17 protein-coding genes are annotated in these 21,415 nt (G+C 40.8%); 9 read left to right on the top strand and 8 right to left on the bottom strand.

Annotation, left to right across the window (positions count from 1 at the left end):
- The first annotated feature begins 272 nt into the window (after positions 1 to 272).
- Positions 273 to 830 carry a recombination mediator RecR gene (gene recR, locus ACM0OW_RS15130; protein WP_414550920.1) on the top strand — a complete coding sequence of 186 codons (558 nt, stop codon included), beginning with the start codon at positions 273 to 275 and terminating at the stop codon, positions 828 to 830.
- Positions 831 to 1,084: 254 nt separating this feature from the next.
- Here recR and ACM0OW_RS15125 read toward each other — a convergent pair whose 3' ends face one another.
- From ACM0OW_RS15125 to ACM0OW_RS15115, 3 genes are all read right to left on the bottom strand, one after another.
- A complete protein-coding gene (locus ACM0OW_RS15125; RefSeq protein WP_006196267.1) occupies positions 1,085 to 1,222 on the bottom strand; it encodes a hypothetical protein in 138 nt (45 codons plus the stop codon).
- A 462-nt stretch (positions 1,223 to 1,684) separates the two neighbouring features.
- Positions 1,685 to 2,605, bottom strand: coding sequence for a histone deacetylase family protein (locus ACM0OW_RS15120; RefSeq protein ID WP_414550919.1), 921 nt, complete (start codon positions 2,603 to 2,605; stop codon positions 1,685 to 1,687).
- Between the two features lie 56 nt (positions 2,606 to 2,661).
- Complete coding sequence (locus ACM0OW_RS15115; RefSeq protein ID WP_414550918.1) at positions 2,662 to 2,880, bottom strand: hypothetical protein; 219 nt, start codon at positions 2,878 to 2,880, stop codon at positions 2,662 to 2,664.
- A 727-nt stretch (positions 2,881 to 3,607) separates the two neighbouring features.
- On the opposite strand from ACM0OW_RS15115, the gene gyrA reads away from it, so the two are divergent.
- The 8 genes from gyrA to ACM0OW_RS15075 all read left to right on the top strand — a co-directional run bounded on the left by gyrA (position 3,608) and on the right by ACM0OW_RS15075 (position 16,185).
- Positions 3,608 to 6,235, top strand: a complete 2,628-nt coding sequence (gene gyrA / locus ACM0OW_RS15110; protein WP_414550917.1) for a DNA topoisomerase (ATP-hydrolyzing) subunit A — start codon at positions 3,608 to 3,610, stop codon at positions 6,233 to 6,235.
- On the top strand, positions 6,213 to 7,781 hold the full coding sequence (gene lnt, locus ACM0OW_RS15105; protein ID WP_414550916.1) for an apolipoprotein N-acyltransferase: 1,569 nt from the start codon (positions 6,213 to 6,215) through the stop codon (positions 7,779 to 7,781). Before gyrA ends, lnt begins: the two co-directional genes overlap by 23 nt.
- 119 nt (positions 7,782 to 7,900) lie before the next feature.
- Positions 7,901 to 8,914, top strand: a complete 1,014-nt coding sequence (locus tag ACM0OW_RS15100; protein WP_414550915.1) for a helix-turn-helix transcriptional regulator — start codon at positions 7,901 to 7,903, stop codon at positions 8,912 to 8,914.
- 252 nt (positions 8,915 to 9,166) lie between these two features.
- Complete coding sequence (locus tag ACM0OW_RS15095; protein WP_414550914.1) at positions 9,167 to 11,701, top strand: TonB-dependent siderophore receptor; 2,535 nt, start codon at positions 9,167 to 9,169, stop codon at positions 11,699 to 11,701.
- Between the two features lie 114 nt (positions 11,702 to 11,815).
- A complete protein-coding gene (locus ACM0OW_RS15090; RefSeq protein WP_414550913.1) occupies positions 11,816 to 12,793 on the top strand; it encodes an iron-siderophore ABC transporter substrate-binding protein in 978 nt (325 codons plus the stop codon).
- A 186-nt stretch (positions 12,794 to 12,979) separates the two neighbouring features.
- Positions 12,980 to 13,960, top strand: a complete 981-nt coding sequence (locus ACM0OW_RS15085) for an iron-siderophore ABC transporter substrate-binding protein (RefSeq protein WP_414550912.1) — start codon at positions 12,980 to 12,982, stop codon at positions 13,958 to 13,960.
- Complete coding sequence (locus ACM0OW_RS15080; protein WP_414550911.1) at positions 13,953 to 14,870, top strand: IucA/IucC family C-terminal-domain containing protein; 918 nt, start codon at positions 13,953 to 13,955, stop codon at positions 14,868 to 14,870. The genes ACM0OW_RS15085 and ACM0OW_RS15080 overlap by 8 nt, the downstream gene beginning before the upstream one ends.
- A gap of 1 nt (position 14,871) precedes the next feature.
- Positions 14,872 to 16,185 (top strand): MFS transporter, encoded by a 1,314-nt coding sequence (locus ACM0OW_RS15075; RefSeq protein WP_414550910.1) that lies wholly within the window; start codon positions 14,872 to 14,874, stop codon positions 16,183 to 16,185.
- A 70-nt stretch (positions 16,186 to 16,255) separates the two neighbouring features.
- Here the strand turns inward: ACM0OW_RS15075 and crtC are convergent, their stop codons facing one another.
- The 5 genes from crtC to ACM0OW_RS15050 all read right to left on the bottom strand — a co-directional run bounded on the left by crtC (position 16,256) and on the right by ACM0OW_RS15050 (position 21,402).
- On the bottom strand, positions 16,256 to 17,188 hold the full coding sequence (gene crtC, locus ACM0OW_RS15070) for a cyanoexosortase C (RefSeq protein ID WP_414550909.1): 933 nt from the start codon (positions 17,186 to 17,188) through the stop codon (positions 16,256 to 16,258).
- Positions 17,189 to 17,269: 81 nt separating this feature from the next.
- The gene (locus tag ACM0OW_RS15065) at positions 17,270 to 17,917 is read right to left on the bottom strand and encodes an HpsJ family protein (RefSeq protein WP_414550908.1); all 648 of its coding nucleotides are present in this window, start codon (positions 17,915 to 17,917) and stop codon (positions 17,270 to 17,272) included.
- A gap of 208 nt (positions 17,918 to 18,125) precedes the next feature.
- Positions 18,126 to 18,794, bottom strand: coding sequence for a PTPA-CTERM sorting domain-containing protein (locus ACM0OW_RS15060; RefSeq protein WP_414550907.1), 669 nt, complete (start codon positions 18,792 to 18,794; stop codon positions 18,126 to 18,128).
- Between the two features lie 394 nt (positions 18,795 to 19,188).
- A complete protein-coding gene (locus tag ACM0OW_RS15055) occupies positions 19,189 to 19,752 on the bottom strand; it encodes a hypothetical protein (protein ID WP_414550906.1) in 564 nt (187 codons plus the stop codon).
- Between the two features lie 114 nt (positions 19,753 to 19,866).
- Positions 19,867 to 21,402, bottom strand: coding sequence for a TrbI/VirB10 family protein (locus tag ACM0OW_RS15050; protein ID WP_414550905.1), 1,536 nt, complete (start codon positions 21,400 to 21,402; stop codon positions 19,867 to 19,869).
- Between the last annotated feature and the right edge of the window lie 13 nt (positions 21,403 to 21,415).

Genomic DNA, 21,415 nt, shown 5'->3' with positions numbered 1-21,415 from the left:
AGCGTTCGCGTAGCGTGCTGTAAGCTCTAGTACGAAGTACGTTAGGCGCAAAGGCGCAAAGGAAGAAAGAAATACAAATATCAGCGTTTGGTCTAAATACATGAAAACTGCTGTAATTCAGCAACGCCGAGTAAAGAGAATCAATGCTCCCGTTTGTAGGGTGATCTCAGCCAAATGAAAGTACGCGAAAAATGTCATTATAGTTAAGGTGATGACATACGGGAGATAAGACTACGGTTTACGCACGTCCCTTAGCACGGTTAATTGAGCAGTTGCAACGCTTACCAGGAGTTGGCCCCAAGTCAGCCCAACGCCTGGCTTTGCACATCCTGAAGCGCCCAGAAGCAGAAGTAGAAGCTTTAGCACAAGCCCTTATTGATGCAAAAAAGCAGATAGGCTTGTGTTCTGTTTGCTTTCACCTATCTGCTGATCCTGTTTGTGAAATTTGTCGTAATCCTAACCGTGATGATACTTCAATCTGTGTGGTTGCGGATTCCCGTGATTTGATTGCGTTGGAAAAAACCCGCGAATATAAAGGTAAGTATCACGTCTTGGGTGGGGTAATTTCTCCTATGGATGGTATTGGACCAGAACAGCTAACTATCCAAGCTTTGGTGCGGCGGGTTAGTCAACAAAAAACCAAAGAAGTGATTATGGCAATTAGTCCGACTATCGAAGGGGAAACCACAACCCTGTATATAGGTCAGCTACTGAAACCTTTTACTAAGGTGACACGTATCGCCTTTGGTCTACCTGTGGGTGGCGATTTGGAATATGCCGATGAAGTGACGCTGGCAAGAGCCTTGGAAGGTCGCAGAGAGTTAGATTAAGTTTTATCAAGAATTCTTCAAGCACAGGCGCTACGTGCTTAATAGTCCGCATCTTTCGAGGCTATGCTACTAAGATTACTTGCTCCTTAGTTTGGGTTTCAGTAGCTTTACAGTTATTTACCTGTGGATGTGTTGAATTCCAGGTAGTGCTGTAGTGCTATGAAAGTTGCTGTCTTCAAGTGTCACCAAAATTTCTTCAAGGCAACTCTGTGATCCCATATCAGTTAACGCGAAGCATTCCACCAGGGAGTAATTTAGCGCTCTCCTGTTTTTTCAATTGTTTCTATGACTGCTAAACCAATACCAGAAGCTGCTATGAGCATGACTGCTGAAAGCAAATACATATTGCTGAACATTTGGAGGGCATCTTCAAAAAACATATAGGTGGTCATTGCTTCACCTGCTCAACTTTGTGTTGCTAGTAGTTTTGGTTTCTCCACATGGCTTAGTAGTTTCTGTGGAAAAATTTATATTAGTATCTTAACAAAACTTTAGCTAATACACGAGATTACTTGAAGTTTTTTTTTCTAAAGATTAGATGAACTTGATCAGCTTTCTGTCACAAAGAATACTGAAAAGGTTTCAATGTCATAATTATGGCTCAAAATATTTACGTAAATACTTCATTTAAGTAGGGACTTAAATTACAGAGCAAAAATAAATATTATGGAACCATCAAATTTATAAATATTTACGAAACCTTTATTACGGCTTCTAATATCGCTGGCATAGACAGAACACATCTTCCCAGAATTTACTGGATAAATTATAACTTGGTTGCATTAAAATTTACCTCAAGTTTTTCTGAAGTGGAATTATTTATGAATAAATTGTGATTGGAGAATATCCACAACCTAAATCAAGCAGCGTTCAATTGTGGCTAAGACAGATTGGGAAAGTGATGGAAAATCATAACCACCTTCCAAACCAAAAAGAATTTTACGAGTTATTCCCAGACAAGCGTCTGTAAATAAAGCATAATTTTCTGGTTGTAAATTTGTACTAGCTAAAGGATCTGCCCGATTACCATCATAACCAGCACTGACAATCAGGAAATCTGCCTGAAAGTTAGCTAAAAACGGTATGGCTTTGTTTTCTAGTAGTGGCTGATATGCAGTGATATCACTACCAGGAGGTGCAGGTAGGTTTAAAACATTGTCATAAAATCCGGGTTCAGTCGATTTCCCAGTTCCGGGATAAGACGGATATTGATGTAAAGAACAGTAGGCAATTTGGGGGTGAGTTTCAACGATCGCCTGTGTACCATTACCATGATGTACATCCCAATCTAGAATGGCGACACGCCTAACTCCTGGTTGTTCTAGGGCATATAAAGCGGCGATCGCGGCATTGGAAAATAAGCAAAATCCCATCCCCGTATTACTTTCAGCATGGTGTCCCGGTGGACGTGCTAAAACAAAAGCCGGATTTTTTGTGGCGAGTACAGTATCAACTCCATCCATCCAAGCACTTACCGCTAACAACGCCACATCATAACTGCGCGGGGAAACTGGTGTATCACCGTCTAAATAACCGCCACCAGTAGCAGCAATTTCTTTAACTTTATTGATATAAGTTGGAGTGTGCGCTTTTAATAGTGTAGACATCAGCGATCGCCTTTCTGATGCTGCGGTAGGCGATCGCCAAGTAATCTTTTGGGCAAAAGCGGCTGATTTCAGCGCATTAACGATGGCTGTTAAGCGTTCTGGGCATTCTGGATGGTATTTTCCAGTATTGTGATCCAGAAACTCGTGGGAATAAATGACTGGTAGCATAAGGAGAAAAATATCAGCAATAAAATACTGAAATCATTTTATCCTGACTACTAGCTCTACTCTTGATCATCCATCAGTGTTTCATCAATTGGTTGCTCCAGCATTTCTGGGACTAAAGCGGGATTTCCCCGACGTTCCGCAGGCGTTTGTCCTCTGATGACATCATCAATTTTGGGAGGATGTTTAATCATGTCCAGCACCTCTGGACTTAATTGAGATGCAGCATCTTCTGGACGAGTTTTTTCCCTGGGATGGGGAACTTTTTCCTGATTCATGGAAAACTCCTTGAACTGCTAGTCTTCACCTTAAGATATATTGTGGGGAGGCGGAAACTATCTTGAGACTTAAATTGCTATTTTTAGGCATCTCTCAATAATGGCTATGGTGGGCTGCATTAAAGTCGTAATTTGTAAACATTCTCTAGATATAATAATTAAATATAGGAGACGGGATCAAATAAAATATAGAAGACGTGATTTATCGCGTCTCTACAAAAGCAAATAATTAATTAACTACAGATAAATTACTAAATGCTATGGTTACGCGCATCTATGGCTATGTCATACCAGCGATTATAGGGAATTGATATGGTAATCCTAAATCAGTTATAACCCCAAAAAAGATCCCCGACTTCTTTAAGAAGTCGGGGATCTGAGTCAATTAGTAACATTGTATTGATTATTAAAATATTACTAATTAATTTATTTGGCAGATAAACTGCATTTATAATAAACTTTTTAAATAAAGGATGTAATAGATTATTTTTTATAAAAACAATTACCTAAAAAGCGACTTGTAAAAAATTTTATATAGCAGCCTATAAAAATTGAACTTTTAAAGTTTAACTTCTGATGTTAGAGCTAGTTAGTTTATCGGCAAAACACCACTCTATGTGTTAGAATGTTAACAAAATATGGCAATTATTCAAGATTAATTGAGAATAATTTGACGCTTGCGGAAGCGTAAGGGCTAAAATCTACATTTTTTGGAGTTTTTTAGGTTATGACAACCTCACAGGAGAGGATTATCCCGACAGACTTGCGGAACGAAATGTCCCAGTCTTATCTGGAATACGCCATGAGTGTTATTGTGGGTCGGGCGCTCCCAGATGCCAGGGATGGTCTGAAACCTGTGCATCGTCGCATCCTCTACGCAATGCACGAGCTGGGTCTGATGCACGATCGCCCGTTTCGGAAATGCGCCCGTGTAGTCGGGGAAGTGTTGGGTAAATATCACCCCCACGGCGATACAGCAGTGTATGATGCTTTGGTGCGGATGGCACAGGATTTTTCCATGCGATCGCCCCTAATTAACGGGCATGGTAACTTTGGTTCAGTAGACAACGATCCGCCGGCGGCAATGCGGTACACAGAATGTCGCTTGCAAGCTTTAACTAATCTGTCTCTACTGCAAGACATTGAATCAGAAACCGTAGATTTCATCGATAACTTCGACGGTTCCCAACAAGAACCCACAGTATTACCATCACGCATCCCCCAATTATTGCTGAATGGTTCCTCCGGAATTGCCGTGGGGATGGCTACCAATATTCCTCCTCACAACTTGGGCGAATTAATTGATGGTTTGGTGGCCTTGATTCATAATCCAGAGATCACCGACCTGGAGTTAATGGAGAACTATATTCACGGGCCAGACTTTCCCACCGGGGCGCAGGTTTTAGGGACATCTGGGATTCGGGAAGCTTATACCACTGGACGGGGTTCCATTACCATGCGTGGTGTCGCCACCATTGAAACCGTCGAACAACGAGGACGGCAGGATCGGGAAGCAATTATTATCACCGAACTGCCCTACCAAACCAACAAAGCGGCGTTGATTGAAAAAATCGCCGATATGGTGAATGAGAAGCGGTTAGAGGGAATTGCAGACATCCGCGACGAAAGCGATCGCGACGGCATGAGAATCGTTATCGAACTGAAACGCGATTCTTACCCCCGTGTAGTCCTCAATAATCTCTACAAACAAACCCCACTGCAAGCCAACTTTGGGGCGAATATGCTGGCGTTGGTGAATGGTAAACCGGAAATTCTCAACCTGAAGAAGTTCTTAGAAGTCTTCTTAGATTTCCGCATCGAATCCATTACCAGACGCACCCGCTACGAACTGCGAAAAGCCGAAGCCCGTGATCATCTCTTACAAGGGTTATTGATTGCTTTATCTCAGTTAGATGAAATTATCGTCTTAATTCGTCACGCACCCGACGCACCCACAGCCAAAGGAGAGTTAATTACCAACTACGGGCTGTCAGAAGTGCAAGCTGATGCTATTTTGCAGATGCAACTGCGGCGTTTGACTGCCTTAGAAGCAGATAAGATTCGTCAAGAACACGAAGACTTACAAACGCAGATTGCCGACTTGCAGGATATTTTGGCACGGCGAGAACGGATACTAGAAATCATTCAAATCGAAATTGCTCAATTAAAAGAGAGCTTTGCGACACCCCGGCGCACAGTAATTTTACCGGGAGAAGGCGAAATAGATGAGCGTGATTTGATTGCCAATGAAAAAGCGATCATTCTGGTGACAGAGCAAGGTTACATCAAACGGATGCCTGTCAACACCTTTGAAGCTCAAAGCCGTGCTACCAGAGGTAAAGCTGCTGCTAAGGTCAAAGATGATGATACCATTGAGCATTTCTTGACTTGCTGCGACCACGATAGTATTTTATTCTTTAGTGATCGCGGTGTCGTCTACTGCTTAAAAGCTTATCAAATTCCGGTAAGTTCCCGTACCAGTCGCGGCACAGCCATTGTGCAGATGCTGCCCATTCCCAGGGAAGAAAAAATCACCTCAATTGTCCCAGTAGACGAGTTTAGCCGGGAAGAATATCTGGTTATGCTCACCAAAGGTGGCAATATTAAGAAAACCGAACTAGCCGCATTTAGTAACATCAGGGCTAACGGCTTAATTGCCATTTCTCTCGAAGAAGGCGACCAACTGCGCTGGGTGCGACGGGCGCGAGTCGAGGACAGCATCTTAGTTGGTTCTCGTCTAGGTATGGCCATTCACTTTAGATGTACCCATGAACAGTTGCGTCCTTTAAGTAGAGCAACTCGTGGAGTCAGAGCCATGAAACTGAAGAAAGGGGATGAATTGGTAGGAATGGATATACTTCCAGCCGCCATTCTGGACACCTTAAATACAGATGAACCCGAAACCGCAGAAATCGAAGCCGTAGAAACCGAAGTTGTAGAAACCGAAACCGCAGAAATCGAAAATCAGGAGGAAACCGCAGAAGTACCAACTAACGGCAATATAGGCCCTTGGGTGTTGGTAATTACAATGGGCGGATATGGCAAACGCGTTCCCGTCGCCCAATTCCGACTGCAAAACCGTGCTGGTCAGGGTTTAATGGCTACCAAATTCAAAAACCGTAAAGGCAAAGACAAATTAGCCACCTTACGCATTGTGAATAATGACGATGATGAAATCATGATGGTGACAAAGCGCGGTATTATTATCCGTCAAGCAGTAAATGCGATTTCCATACAATCGCGGTCAGCAACTGGCGTAAGAGTGCAGCGTCTTGATGAAGAAGATGCCATTAACGGTGTAGCCATAGTTCCTCCTGATGCAGTTGATGTTGATGTGGTGGAAGAAGCTGAGTAAAAATCACAGGGAGAAGCTAATTGCTATACTCCCTTACTTGATCACCTTAGCCAGTGGTGTATCGATGGGGCTAACCGTAGCCCCTGTAGGTGCATGGTTTTTGGCATGGATTGCCTTAGCTCCCCTATGGGTATTAGTTCTTACCGCTACCTCATCTCCCCTTCTCCTCGCCCTCGCCTGGGGTGTTGGCTATCATGGAGTCGCCCTATCCTGGATTACCGGCATTCATCCAATGAATTGGTTGGGCGTTCCTTGGTTGCCGAGTTTGGCAATTACCCTCTTTTGTTGGTCATTTATCAGCCTATTGGGGGGTTCCCTCGTTACCCTGTGGGCGGCTGCTATGGCTCGTTTGGGTAAGCAAAAAACTTGGCAGCGTGTTCTATTTGGTACAGCAATATGGTGCGCCCTAGAAACTCTTTGGAGTGCTGGCCCCTTGTGGTGGAGTTCACTAGCTTATACCCAAAGTCCCCATAACCTCGTAATTTTACACCTCGGTCAACTCTCTGGCGCGAACACCGTCACCGCCGCAATAGTTGCAGTCAATGGTTTTATAGCAGAAGCATGGATAAACGCCAAAACTTCCTCTGCGCCCTCTGCGCCTCTGCGGTTCGTTAATAAAAATTTAGCTTCCGCCACAGCACTATTAATTACCCTACACCTCGTGGGTTTTTACTTATATACTCGTCCCATCGCCCAACCACCAGAAGCGGCTTTAAAAGTGGGAATTATTCAAGGTAATATTCCCAACGAAATTAAACTCATACCCCAAGGTTTGCGACAGGCGATCGCAGGTTACACCACCGGATATTACAATCTAGTAGACCAAGGTGTAGATGCAGTCCTCACCCCAGAAACCGCCTTACCATATTTCCAGCGCGACTTACCCAACACCAGCTTAGTGCAAGCAGTGGCAGAAAAAGGCGTAGTTGCCTGGATTGGGGCATTTGGACAACGGGAACGCAGCTATACAAATAGTTTATTTACCTTCACTGGTAATGGTGAAATTTTCAGCCGTTACGACAAAACCAAATTAGTCCCATTAGGTGAATATATCCCCTTTGAGGGCATTTTCGGCGGTATAATTCAACGCTTATCACCTTTAAATGCCCATCAAGTCCCAGGTTCAACAAATCAGATATTTGATACCCCCTTTGGTCGGGCGATAGTTGGGATATGTTACGACTCAGCATTTCCCGAATTATTTCGCCGTCAAGCTGCTGCGGGTGGGCAATTTATTCTCAGTTCTTCTAACGATGCTCATTACACCGCAGCTATGCCATTTCAGCATCACGCCTTAGATATGATGCGGGCAATTGAAACTGATAGATGGACAGTCAGGGCGACAAATACGGGATATTCAGCCTTTGTAGACCCTCACGGGAGAACCTTATGGATGTCGAGATATAACACTTATGAAACTCATGCAGAAACTATATACAAACGACAAACTCAAACTTTGTATGTGCGTTGGGGCGATTGGTTGACAGTTTTGTTGTTGGGTTTGAGTGTCTTAGGTTGGGTTACATCATACCTTTTGGCAAAATGATCACATAGCAATTGAGAAAAATTATTATTGTACTTAACCCCAAAAGTAAGGTATATTTTAATTTAAAAGTTCCTAATTGAGAATTAGAGTAATTAATTATCTCAAATTGCTGTCAAAATATGATGGAAGTGATTACGGCAGAAAGGCTTGAGGAAATTGAACAAGAAAGCCTAAAGCAGTCTGAGACTGTCAAGAATACCTTTAACGAAATCAAGAAATGGGACAGTAAATTTAGTAACGGTTATTGTCAGCTAGTTCAGCTGCGTCCAGGATTAAATTTGAGCATTACTGATGAAACTTATTATCAGCCAATTAATTGTCACAATAATCACTATGGATTTTATGAGCTAACGTCTAAATTTTATCTTTCCGGGAATCATGGCGTAATTTGTCCCAGTATTGCCGGAGTTAAGGACAATTATCAAGAGATAGCCGGAAATAACTACTTATTTTATTTACCAGATATTGAAGAAATTGAGCAAAATTTTTCAGGCGATCGCATTTATTTAATTAAAATTTGTTTAGACTTAGATTTATTGAAATCCTTCATGGGTGGAAGAGACTCTATACCAAAACAGTTACGTCCTTTGTTAGAAAGTGACTCTGCACCGCGCTTTCATCAACCAGTCGGTAAAATCACCAGTTCCATGCAGACAGCATTACAGCAAATTATTCATGTCCCTTTTGACGGGATGCTACAGCGCATCTATCTGGAAGGTAAGGTATTAGAATTACTGGCTTTGCAATTTGCCCAACTCATAGATAGTGATTCAGCTAAAAAACCCTTAATTAACTTGAAAGCAGCCGATATTGAGAAAATATATCAAGCACGGGATATCTTAACTCGTAACTACGAACATCCACCCTCACTGCTCGATTTAGCGCAAAAAATCGGGATAAATGACAATAAACTAAAGTATGGCTTTAAAGAAATTTTTGGCACAACAGTATTTGGATATTTGCGGGATTATCGCCTAGAAATAGCCCGAAAGCTGCTACAGGAACAAAAGCAGAATGTGAGAACTGTAGTAAATACCGTTGGTTACGCTAATCAGAGTCACTTCGCCGCCGCATTTAAGCGTAAATTTGGTATAACTCCCCAAGATTGCCGGTTAGGGAAAAAGGCTGTCTAAACCAAAGAGATTTTCCAGTCCTAACAACAGAATTTAACTGTAAATCCAATTCCCCTCCTCGCTTGCACCGGAGGGGCTAGGGGTGGGGTCTTAAGCCACTTTTTAATGTCATAATTTACTCACACTCTCCGTCTAGGGTTCAAAACTCTCCGTCTACTGTATAGACTTTGCTTGTATAAATTACATAAACTCTTTCCATAGATAGTTGCTAATTATTAGCAATATTTAATTTGCATTTGTGGAGTGAGGAGTATGGGGTATCGGCAATCTAAGGAGATCATATCAGCAGGGATGGCGATTTGCTTGCAGCAAGGCTTCGCGATCGCGCTAACATCATTACTTGTACAGCCAGCTTTAGCTGAAACTAAAACGCATAATTTCACCAATACAGCAAAGTTACTATTAGCACAGCAATCTGTTGTCAAAATTACAGGTGTTCAAGTCAATGCTACAGATAAAGGGATTGACGTAATTGTAGAAAGTGCAAACACAGAAGCACTTCAGCCTCTAAATAGAAGTACAGAAAATAATTACATTGCAGATATTCCCAACGCTGTTTTAGCATTACCTGAAGGTCAAAACTTTAACATTACTAATCCAGCCAGTGGGATTGTGTCTGTGAGTGTGACTCAAGCTGACGCTAATACTGTGCGGGTGACAGTAACGGGTGAGGAAGGTTTACCCACAGCACAGTTATTTGATAGTAATGAAGGTCTGATTTTTGAGTTTGCGCCCACTGTATCAGAAACACCACCACCAGAACAACCGACAAGTGAAACACCACCAGAAGCACCTATTGAATTGGTTGTTACAGGTCAACAAGATACCTACCGAGTACCTAACGCCTCCACTGGTACAAAAACTGATACCCCAATCCGTGATATTCCTCAAGCCATTCAAGTAATACCAAAGCAAGTTATTCAGGAACAGCAAGTGCAGCGTTTAAGTGACGCATTAAAAAATACTGCTGGTGTAATTACTAACACTTCAGACCGCAATATATTTGATGGCTTTGTAATTCGAGGATTCACCAATCGTACTATTATCCGTAATGGATTGAGAGATGACACCAACACTACTGCTGGTTCTGGAATTGCCAACATTGAACAAATAGAAGTCCTCAGAGGGCCAGCTTCTGTTTTATTTGGTCAAGGTGGTGCTGGTGGTACTGTCAATATTGTGACTAAAAAGCCTCTTGAAACACCTTTCTATTCCATAGAAGGAACAATTGGCAGCTATGATTTATACAGTGGTGCTATTGACTTAACCGGGCCTCTGAATGAGAGTAAAACTCTGTTATATCGTCTTAATGCTTCTGCTTTTACCTCTGGTTCCTTTGTCGATTTTGTAGACATTGAACGTTACTTAATAGCACCTGTTTTAACTTGGAAAATTGGTGAAAACACAGCATTAACTTTAGAAGCAGAGTATTTTGATACAAAACAACGTAACGACAGAGGTATCCCCGCATTAGGTACAGTCTTACCCAACCCTAACGGACAAATTCCTAGAAATCGGTTTACAAATGAGCCATCAATTGACAAAAATAATGGGCAAGTATGGCGAGTAGGCTATAATCTAGAGCATCGTTTCAATGAAGATTGGCAAATCCAAAATAGCTTACGTAGTTCATTTCAAAAACGGCAACAAAATTCTGGTTTTCCTACATCTTTAGATGATGATGCTAGAACTTTAAACCGTGGTTTATTTATTAGTGAAGCTGCTGTAGATAGCTACATTTTAGATACCAATATAACTGGCAACTTTGATACTGGAAATATCAAACATAAACTATTATTTGGGTTTGATTTATCTAGAGAAATATTTCAAGGAACTGACCAGCGTGTTGCAGTTAGTCCTCTAGATTTATTTGACCCAGTATACGGTTCACAAACCATTGGTGCTGTGCTGGATGAATTTCCTAATGAGCCATTTACTCAAGAGGGTTTAGGAATTTATTTACAAGACCAAATTTCCCTAACAGATAACTTTAAATTAGTGATTGGGGGACGTTTGGATATTGTGAATCAAAAACAAGAAGATGCAGAAAGAAATGTTACTTCTTTTCAAGAAGACACAGCATTTAGCCCTCGCATTGGTATAGTTTATCAGCCCAGTCAATTAGTTTCACTTTATGCTAACTACAGCCGTTCATTTGAGCAGGTAACTGGTACAACATTTGATACAGCTTTATTTAAACCAGAAAGAGGAACTCAATATGAAGTAGGAGCTAAGTTTGATTGGACAAATCAACTTTCATCAACTCTTTCTCTATATCAAATTACTCGTTCAAATGTGCTAACATCTGACCCCATAAACCCTGATTTTTCCATCCAAACAGGAGAACAAAGAAGTCGCGGTTTTGAAGTAGATATTGTGGGTGAAATATTACCTGGATGGAAAATTATTGGTGGTTATGCTTACACGGATGCTCAAATCACTCAAGATAATGATCTTCCTGTGGGTAATCGAATTAATAATGTACCCAAAAATGCTGTGAGTTTATGGAACACTTACGAAATTCAACAAGGTAATCTACAAGGTTTAGGATTTGGTTTAGGTCTTTTTTATGTAGGTGAAAGAGAAGGGGATTTAAGTAATACTTTTAGTTTACCCAGTTATTTACGTACAGATGCAGCATTATTTTATCGTAGAGATAACTTTCGAGCAGCTTTGAATGTGCAGAACTTGTTTGATACTGAATATTTTGAAGTAGCTGAAAACCGCTTACGTCTTTTTTACGGCGCACCTCGCACGGTAAAATTTACCTTGGGCTGGCAATTTTAAGTCATAAATCGCTCATAGGGTAGTTAATTCTAATTACGAGTTACGACGAATTACATACAGCCCTTGAATGCTCTCAGGGCTGTTTAACTACCAAATTCATCACCAAAGTGTTAAATGATTAGAAAATGGGTGTATCACATCAAACTATTTTTCATAGTAACCCTGGTTGCAATATTTTCCAAAGGATGTTATGGCTTCTCTCCTGAAAATATCTCCTCGTCAAAAGCCAACTTAATCACATCAGAATGTCGCATCATTAAGCATGAATTAGGGGAAAGCTGTATTCCTACTAATCCTCAAAGTATCATTGTGACTGACCAAGAAAGTTTAGAAATTTTAGTGGCGTTGGGTTTAAAACCAATAGCAGCAACTACATCAAATCGAGTAGGCAATAAAGCACCTATATTGAAGGGAAAGATTGATGAGGTTATTGATTTAGGTAAGGAAAGCCAGCCTAATCTTGAAAAAATTGTCAAATTACGTCCTGATTTAATTGTAGGGTTTTCTTTCAGTCCTCAAAATTATCAATTATTTTCTAAAATAGCTCCGACAGTTGCTATTGATTATACAGAAACTGGGTGGAAAAAAACTTTATTCCAGGTTGCTAACATAGTCGATAAAACTGAAAAAGCAGAAAAACTACTGGAAGAATATCAACAAAGAATTGAAAATTTAAGATTGAAGTTTGCTCAAAAACTCGGAGACACCGAAATTTCCGTAATGCGATTTTACACAACTCTTCAGTTTACACAATTTTTGAATCAATTATCATTCCCTGTAAGTATTTTAGAAGAATTAAAACTATCTATACCCCTGGCCCAACGTCAGGTTAGTAGTGGAGCAGATGTCAGTTATAACAATGTTAGTTTAGAGCGTGTAGACTTGTTAGAGGCTGATGCAATGTTTATAGCACTAGATCCAGGCTCTGAAGAAAACTTTCAAAAATATCAGAATAATCCTCTATGGCAAAAGCTGAATGTAGTCAAAAACAATCGCGTATATTTTGTAGATTCAGGTTACTGGATTTTTGGTAATATTCTATCTGCTAATGCTATTCTAGATGACATTTATAAATATCTATTAAATCAATAGTCAGAAGGGTCTATTATAGCCTTCCCTAGTATAATAAAGTAAAGAATTATCTGCATTTATCTGCGTCCATCTGCGTTTAATTATTATTGCTTGTACCTTACTTAAATGGGAATTACTATATTGCATATCTTAACGCACTATTTGGAATTAGCGGCGCACTTTATCCTTCTACGAAATAATTAGATTATGAAAAAATTATTAAGGCGTTATTTCAATTTATTTTTTATCATTACTTTGACTATAATTTTAGTACAAGGTTGTGAGCAAAATTATCCTCAAAACACAGATTTATCTAAAGAAAATTTAGTCGCGTCTGAATGCAAATTAATCAAGCATCCTTTGGGAGACACTTGTGTTCCCTTAAAACCTCAACGCATTATTGCTTTAGATGAAACCTCTATGGAAGCATTGTTGGCGCTAGACTTAAAAATAATAGCAGCAACACAGCCTAATATTGCCGGGAGTATCATACCAAAGTTGGGAAAAAAAGCAGAGGGGATTGTTTCTTTAGGAAAAGATAGTCAACCAAATATCGAAAAAATGGTGCAGTTAAATCCAGATTTAATTTTGGGTTTTTCTCTTAGTGCAGAACAATACAAGTTATTTTCACAAATAGCACCCACAGCAACACTTGATTATGTTCAAACTGGTTGGAAAGATGCTTTATTGCGTATTGCTGAAATAACAAATGAAAGTACACAAGCACAAACATTACTTGAGCAATATCAGCAACGAGTTCAAGAATTACGCACGGTGGTAAATCATCACCTCAAAAAAACCACGGTTTCTGTGAGTCGCTTTTATGCTGGTAAGCAAGTTCCAGAATTTCGCACCAAATATTCATTTCCTGGAAGCCTACTGATTGAGGTGGGAATACCTCTCCCAGAAATCCAAAATCAACTGACTACTAATGAAAATCAGCCTCTAATTTCAATTAGTTTAGAACGTATAGATTTATTAGATGCAGATATTTTATTTGTAGCATTAGACCCTGGCGCAGAAGATTCTTTTCAAGAATATCAAAACACCCAGTTATGGCAACAATTGAAAGCATTTAAAAATCAACAAATTTATCCTGTTAATTCAAGTTACTGGATATTTGGGAATATTTTGTCAGCAAATGCAATTTTAGATGATTTGTTTAAATATTTAGTGAAAAATGAATGATGTTAATTCTAAGAATGAAGGAATGCAGCAAATCTCTCAAAAACAAGGTAATAGTATTGTGCTGAATTTATTAGAAAAAATATTCACTACCGCTCAAAGTAGTTTAGATAGTTTCTATACTGACTGCATTATTTTGACTCCACCTGCTGATGATGTTGAGGTGATTTCATTAAATGATTACTTACAACCAGATAGACTTTTATCTGATTGGCAAACCAGCGAGATATATCAAAAAAGTCAAGACATTCGCATTGCTGCATCTATTTGGAACAAAATTTATAGCTGGACAACATTACCAGGAATTTTAGCTTTGATGACTTGGGCGGGAGTTGGGCTAGACGCTTCTATTGATAATGTGAGTTTTGTTTTGGAAGATGGTAAACCCAAGACGCTATGGTTTCATGCCCTTAGTGATACTGTAATTTATCCTCAACGATTATCTATTCCCATTCCTGAAAATTGCCCAGTCAAAATAGTAAATAGTGTTGCGGACTTACATCATGCTGTTTTTACTAACTTATTCCAACGCAATTTTGCACCGATGATAGACCGCGTTTATAGTTTAACCAAACTCTCCAAAAAAATTATGTGGGGGAATGCTGTAAACGCTTCTGAAAGACAATTTGCCGAATTGAGTAAATGTATTAACTCAGAAACGATAAAAACAGATTATTCCACCTTGTATGAACAACCCTACAGTGCTGTGATGCCAGGACGCAATCCTCTTTATAAATTGGTACTTAGTGAACAAATCAACGAACCGGGTTTACCAACAACAACCATAGTGAGACGCACTTGTTGCTTATATGCGTTTATTCCTCCAGGTGATGAAAAGTGTACTAACTGTCCTCTTCTCACACCCCAAGAACGTATCGCCCAAATGAAGCAATATATGACAGAAGCTGATTGAAATGTCACAACAACCAAATTCCGTCAGTATGCGTAATTTTCTTATAGTCTGGCTGGGTCAGCTAGTTTCTGCTATGGGTAGCCAAATGACCGGCTTTGCTATTGAAATTTGGGCTTGGGAAATTACAGGTAAAGCTACTACTTTGACTCTGGTAGGTTTTTTTAGTTTACTTCCCAGTATTATTATTACCCCGATTAGTGGTGTAATTGTAGACCGCTTTAATCGGAAATTATTAATGATGGTAGGTGATACAGTTGCCGTTCTCAGCACAATTATAATTTTGTGGCTGCATCTCACTAATAATTTACAAATTTGGCACTTTTACCTTACCGGCGCAATTGTTGGGACTTTTAACCAATTTCAATCTTTAGCTTATTCGGCTTCAGTCTCGCTGATGATTCCCAAACAACATTATACCCGCGCCAGTAGTCTGGGATTTTTATCTAGTTACGGTAGCCAAATTCTTGCACCTGCTTTAGCTGGGTTTCTTTACACAATAATTGGTTTTGTCGGAATTTGGTTGATTGATATTTTTACTTTTACTATAGCAATTGGCAGTTTATTTATAGTCAAAATTCCTCAACCACCACCCACAAAGGAAACTGAAAATATAGCCAACATTTGGCAAGATTTAGGATTTGGTTGGCGTTATATTGTTAATCAAAAAGGTTTACTAGCACTATTGATAGTGAATATACTATTTTGGCTACCCCATGATATTGGTAATTCTTTATATACACCGATGATTTTATCCAGAAGTAATAATAATACTTTAGTGTTAGGAAGTTTAGCCTCTGCTGCTGGTTTGGGTGGTGTGACTGGCGCAATAATTGTTAGTGCTTGGGGGGGATTTAGATGGAAAATTAAAGGTGTTTTATTAGGGATGATTGGTGCAGGTATCAGTAAAATTGTCTTTGGTTTGGGTAGAAGTCCTTGGGTTTGGATTTCAGCACAATTTTGTTCTTCTTTGAATTTCCCTTTAAATGGGAGTTCAGATAACGCGATCTGGTTAGCTAAAGTTGCGCCAAATGTGCAAGGAAGGGTTTTTGGGGCGCGATCGCTTCTTCTTCAGGTCAGTTCTGCTGTAGCCTATTTAATAGCCGGACCCTTGGCTGATAATGTGTTTGCACCTGCTTTGAGTACAGATAGTAGTCTGTTTTGGGGAATATTTGGCACTGGTACTGGTGCAGGAATCGCGCTGTTATATGTGATTTGTGCGTTGTGTATGTTGCTAGTGGGTTTAGTTGGGTTGACAGTCCCATTAGTGCGGGATATGGAAAAGACTGTCCCTGACCATGATCAGGTTATTTTGTAGTGATGGTTTGGCAGATTACCTGAAATTGCTGTCAAAATATGATATTTTAGCAAAAATTATCACTATTATTCTACTGTTGTCTGTTGTCATTTGTTGCCATTGCTGCGGTGCTATTCAACTGGTAGATGGCAAAAACAACATAATACGCCACCGTAAACATGATACCAGAGAAGATTTGCCCTCCCCAAGGACCATGCCAGAAGTCAAAGGTTGATTGTCCCCAGTAAAGCACTGCTAAGACTAACATTACTACTCGCGGAACATTAAACACAATGGCGATCGCTATCCCGCTCACCATAGCCATGCTAATGCGCCACCAGTTCTGCTTTAAAGACAAACCTAACCAGAAACTCAGCCCAGTTAAAGAAAGTGCCATATCAAACCCAGTGCAGGCAAAGCCAACTATAACAGATTGTTCTCTAACCACAATTAGGTTTTTGGCGGCCATCGCAGGTTCCCCAATCACCTGGAGTGCCATACTACCCAGCCAAGCCGTGAAGGTTTCAACTACTCTAGGTTCAATGATGCTGGCAAAGAGGCGATTAGCTAAAAAAACGCTACTGGGATACATACTCACCAGAATCATCGCAGAGGCGATGGGATAGCGCCGAAACAGGTTGAACCCAAAGGAACTCCAGCCTACTCCTAACACTACTATCAGCCAAACAAAAGCCTGGAGTGATACTGAGTTTCGGCAAAAGGGTAGCCAGAAGGCACTACCCACGATTAACATATGACCAATTAAGCGGTCATCGCGAGAAACTGGTACTTGCCGCAAGGTATCTCGTTCAGTCCACAACTTTTTTAGCCCGAAGTACAAAAAACCGCCATTGAACAAAATGGAGGCGTTACCAGATATCACCGAAGACAGCAGGGTTCCTGCCCACACTGGGAAGTATAGTAGCCCTGCTACAGCCGCTAGGTTTAACATCCGGCCATGATGAGTCTTCAGAGACTGCTGCCAATAATGAAGAATCTGCTTGGGCTTGAGCTTTTTTAACATCGCATCATTACATTAACTTACTGAGGCATTTCACCTGTTAGATCATCTGCACTGGCAAAGGTTGCCGCCTGTTTCTGCGAGTTAAGGGAGACGGCCAATAGCAATCAGTGCCAATCCAGAGACTACCAGGTTGCCTATGGCTACAGAGAGAAGCTTGTAGAGTCTTGCCTGATTACTATATTTTTGTTGCTGGGCTTGCTGCTGCAACTCTTGAGAAACCTGTTGTAAACGTTCTGGGGTAATGTTGGGGTCTAGCTTTTCGGGATTGGATTTGGCTGCTTCTAACTGTCTTAAGGCTTGGGTAGATTGGGTATCAATATTCTTGATAGCTTGATCTCGAAGCTGAATGGTATCTCTAAATCCCAAAACCCCTGAGAGAATAAAGACTACCCCCAGGATTAAGCAAAACCGGGACACCATCTGTCTGATGTAACGAGCGTCGAGCAAACCAAAAGATAATAGTGCCAAACCAGCTATTAGGACAATGCTGCGATCGCTCACCATGCGGAGTACACCAAACCGCCATTCAGCTTCCAGAAATTTCAGGGGTAAGGCTACGCCAGTTAGGTCAACTAGAAACCCGAAAATGCAGGCCAGCCCCACAATCAGCCCCAATTGATGCCCCACAGACCTGAAGCGCAATGGAAAACTGTTCAGCAGCTGTTTAGTATTTGTCCGAAACCATTTAGTCAATCCCCACTGAGGTAGTCTGATTGCTGGTAAACTCATGATAATCTCACGAAAGTCAAAACTTAGGCAGAGAAAAGAAGCTCTTTTTCAGATATTTCCCCTGTCGCCCTCCCCACCCATATATGCGGATGGGGAACTCTACGAAAGAGGAAAACAAAAGACAGGGTTTTGTGCTTCTTGTCCTCATTAATAGAATAATGCCTCCTGGCAGTTTGCTAGGAAACATTAACACAAGTTGAATTTGGATTTAAGCTTCTTCTTTTACCGCTTCTTGCTGGCGTTTCTTACGCATTGCAGCCATCCACATACCCACTAGACCAGGTAACATGGCTGGAGTGGGAATTACGGGACCGGGGGGTGGGGTGACAGGGGCGCTGAAGTTGGAAATGCTAACTGTTGAAGACGTAGTTGCGCTAGCGAATGGATCAGAAAAAAGGCGAAATCCGAAAGTATCCCCTTGAGAAATATTCTGAGGAGAGAATACGCCATTAACAGTTGTAATTGAATCGCCGTTTTCAGTGTCCACTAAAATATTCTGAATTGTAGTTGGAGTACCATTAAGGAGCCAGGCGAATCGATTCCTCCCGTCTGTGGGCGTAAAGCTCCAGTTAAAGCTAAAACTGCCAGTACTTGGAGCGGCTATTGTGAAATCAGTATTGCCCGAACCACTATTAGAAGGTCTAGCGAGAGTAATTTGTGTAAGGTCTGCACTGACATTGAAATTTCCGGAATTTAGATTGGGTCCATTATTCAAAGTCCAGTTGCCATTGGTGCCAGTGCCTGCAACAGTTGGATTATAGTAGTCTGTAAAACCAGCAGCATAGCTGGGTGCAGCCATTACTAAAGTGCCACAACATACAGAAGCAGTCGCTGCTGCAACTAAGAAACCACGATTCAGTGTGTTTTGAGCGAACATAGAAATGTATCTCCTCACTTAATTAATACGACGTTTTTACCTATAAATAGCCAATTTCTGATGATTTATTGAAAATCTCATTAGTTTTAAGTTGGATTTTTCTTTTCATATCAGTGAAATCGACTATGTACACAATATCACAGGTGTTTTGTAGTGCCAATGAACTTCATCAATATTTTGCAAAATTACTTTTAATATCAGAATTCCGGATTGCCGCAGTCATAACTTGTATTTCTGAAGACAGACGCAAAATATCCTGAAATTGTTTCATATAATAAGTAGCTCAAACTTAAAAAACGTAACACCCAGATCCCCGACTTCTCAAAGAAGTCGGGGATCTATATATATATTGTATTGTCAAGGTTGTATGTTTAATTACCTACTTATCTATTGTCTAAGGTCTTGCACAAGCTGCTTCACCAGCCACAGGATCAGGATAAATAGCTAAAGTGTGATAGTTAGGAGCAGTGTCTTCATACAGTATTCTGAATGTATAGAGTTTACTTTTACTTTCCTCTTCAGTAATCACCGTTAAAAGTGTATTATCCATTTTAGGCAGTCCGGGAATGTTCAGTCTTTGAATTCGCCGCAGTTGAATCACATTTGCTGATGATTTTTGACAATCGCCTGAACTCAAGTTACGTTCTGCCCCAAACTGCATACACATCGGACCATCAAAATCCATAGTTACTTGTGAAGGGTCGTTTAACCAAACTTTTTTAATTGTTTCACCGGCTGGTAGAAAGCTTAAATTTGTCCCTTGCTGATAGGAAACTTTGATAGTAGGTAGAATACCTCCTAACCCTTGGGCTTGGCAAGAAAACATGGAACGCAGGACGGAATTATTAGCTAAAACTCGACCTGTAAATAATAGTATAGATGCGGAGAAAATCAGAGAAGTCAGAGACAATAAATTAGGATATTTTAGGTTTTTTTGGATAAATTTAATATGCTTCATAGCTGCAAATAGGTAAGTAGGTTTATGACAAACATAAAAGAGGCTCAGATTCCCTAAAAGAGGTTCAGATCCCCGACTTCTTTAAGAAGTCGGGGATCTATCTATTGCTACGAACTACAATTGTATGGTTCTATTAACGTATATTTCTACTTCTTTGCCAGATGGTAGAAACCAAACGTTGGTTTGTTGCATCATGCGGGCGATCGCTTGTTGATTACGTTGTGAAATTTGGGGTACTACAGACCTTAAACCACCTTCTAAAATTCCCGCCGGAATATTGCGTCTATTGTTATTGTTGGTGACGACGGTGCTACCATCCCCAACTGTAACTTGTGATTCAGTGCGATTAAATAACTCGGCTCCTTTACCAATTCCTCCCAGAACAAATAGCCCTAAGTCCATCCCTGCTATAGCTCCTCCTTGATTGGGATATTGATTTGCTACTAAAGGTTTACCCTGAGAACCGCGAACCATCATTGCATTCTTGGGTAAACTCATTTCTCTCAGTTCGCCATTATCTTCTGAGATCACTTTAGTTACATTCAACTGTAGTAGTCCTCGTTCAGAAATAGAACTAATTTCAGCTAATAGCTCAGTATTAACAGGTAAAGCGATCGCACCATCAACTGATTTTAGGGGATGTGTCAAACGCAAAACAAATACATTGCCGTCTTCATTACCTTCATTATTCCTGGCTTTAGTGGTTTCTCCAAATACAGCTGTTGCTAACACAGCTTTAACACTACTCCCAACTTTGATAGATTTCGAGCTTTGAGATTGGCTGACTAAAATATCTGGCTGTTGTGGCGTTGGTTCCGGGCTAGAATTGCTTCCTTGGGCTTCTATTTTTGGTACAGATAAAGCCGTATCCACTCTCGATTGACCAGTGGTGTTGACCTGACCATAACTACCTAATTTGGCTAACCTTGTCCATTCTTCCAGGGGGTCTGGTGGAGATGGTGGAGTCTCTGGGGTTGCGACTGTTACGGGCGCTGGCGGTGTAGGGGCTATAGCAACTGGTGGGACAGAAAGAGGTGAAATAGCAGGCCTTTCCACAATTCGCTCAACTGTGACTACTCTAGGTGTAGAAGCGGTTTGCACAGGTATCGCTGTTCTTTCCCTCTCCCGTGGCGTTTCCACCCGCGCCGCTACTCTATTTCTGAGACTTTGTTGGGCTGCTGTCACGGTCTGGCCTTGTTCAGCTAGGGCTAATTTCGTTTTGAGAATCTCCACCTCTTCCTCTAAATTGCGCTGCGGGGATTCATTGATTGCTGGTAATGGTGCTGTGGAAGAAGCAAGATTATTTCTGGGCTGTTGATTGCTGGTATTCATAATCTGCGATAAAAATGCACCAGCGACTACCACTACAACCAAGGTAGCACTACCTACCAAAGCTAATTTAGCAAAGGGATTAGCTGAAAGAGATTGCGGAGTTTGTACTTCTTCTGGTTGAAACTCTTCAGGCTGTAAACTAGCTGAATCTGCTGCTAATTCGTCAACGTTAACTTTTGGAGATTCTTCTTCAAAGCCAACCAATTTAGCCATTCTAGATTCCCAATCGGAAGAGTCTACTTCTGGTTTTGGCTGTTCAGGAATTGGTTTGACTAGATGTTTTTTAGTAAGTTCGGGATGAATTGAATAAGAAGTCATGGTGTATTACTTG

Source organism: Anabaena sp. CCY 0017, from assembly GCF_963920885.1.
GTDB lineage: Bacteria > Cyanobacteriota > Cyanobacteriia > Cyanobacteriales > Nostocaceae > Nodularia.
This window is presented reverse-complemented; position numbering and strand designations above follow the sequence as displayed.

Coding starts and splice junctions, on each gene's coding strand:
- ACM0OW_RS15095 (WP_414550914.1), top strand. CDS start 9,167: ATGGGGTATCGGCAATCTAAGGAGATCATATCAGCAGGGATGGCGATT.
- ACM0OW_RS15065 (WP_414550908.1), bottom strand. CDS start 17,917: ATGAGTTTACCAGCAATCAGACTACCTCAGTGGGGATTGACTAAATGG.
- ACM0OW_RS15085 (WP_414550912.1), top strand. CDS start 12,980: ATGAAAAAATTATTAAGGCGTTATTTCAATTTATTTTTTATCATTACT.
- ACM0OW_RS15080 (WP_414550911.1), top strand. CDS start 13,953: ATGAATGATGTTAATTCTAAGAATGAAGGAATGCAGCAAATCTCTCAA.
- ACM0OW_RS15055 (WP_414550906.1), bottom strand. CDS start 19,752: ATGAAGCATATTAAATTTATCCAAAAAAACCTAAAATATCCTAATTTA.
- ACM0OW_RS15075 (WP_414550910.1), top strand. CDS start 14,872: ATGTCACAACAACCAAATTCCGTCAGTATGCGTAATTTTCTTATAGTC.
- ACM0OW_RS15120 (WP_414550919.1), bottom strand. CDS start 2,605: ATGCTACCAGTCATTTATTCCCACGAGTTTCTGGATCACAATACTGGA.
- lnt (WP_414550916.1), top strand. CDS start 6,213: ATGTGGTGGAAGAAGCTGAGTAAAAATCACAGGGAGAAGCTAATTGCT.
- crtC (WP_414550909.1), bottom strand. CDS start 17,188: ATGTTAAAAAAGCTCAAGCCCAAGCAGATTCTTCATTATTGGCAGCAG.
- ACM0OW_RS15050 (WP_414550905.1), bottom strand. CDS start 21,402: ATGACTTCTTATTCAATTCATCCCGAACTTACTAAAAAACATCTAGTC.
- ACM0OW_RS15090 (WP_414550913.1), top strand. CDS start 11,816: ATGATTAGAAAATGGGTGTATCACATCAAACTATTTTTCATAGTAACC.
- ACM0OW_RS15060 (WP_414550907.1), bottom strand. CDS start 18,794: ATGTTCGCTCAAAACACACTGAATCGTGGTTTCTTAGTTGCAGCAGCG.
- ACM0OW_RS15100 (WP_414550915.1), top strand. CDS start 7,901: ATGATGGAAGTGATTACGGCAGAAAGGCTTGAGGAAATTGAACAAGAA.
- ACM0OW_RS15115 (WP_414550918.1), bottom strand. CDS start 2,880: ATGAATCAGGAAAAAGTTCCCCATCCCAGGGAAAAAACTCGTCCAGAA.
- ACM0OW_RS15125 (WP_006196267.1), bottom strand. CDS start 1,222: ATGACCACCTATATGTTTTTTGAAGATGCCCTCCAAATGTTCAGCAAT.
- gyrA (WP_414550917.1), top strand. CDS start 3,608: ATGACAACCTCACAGGAGAGGATTATCCCGACAGACTTGCGGAACGAA.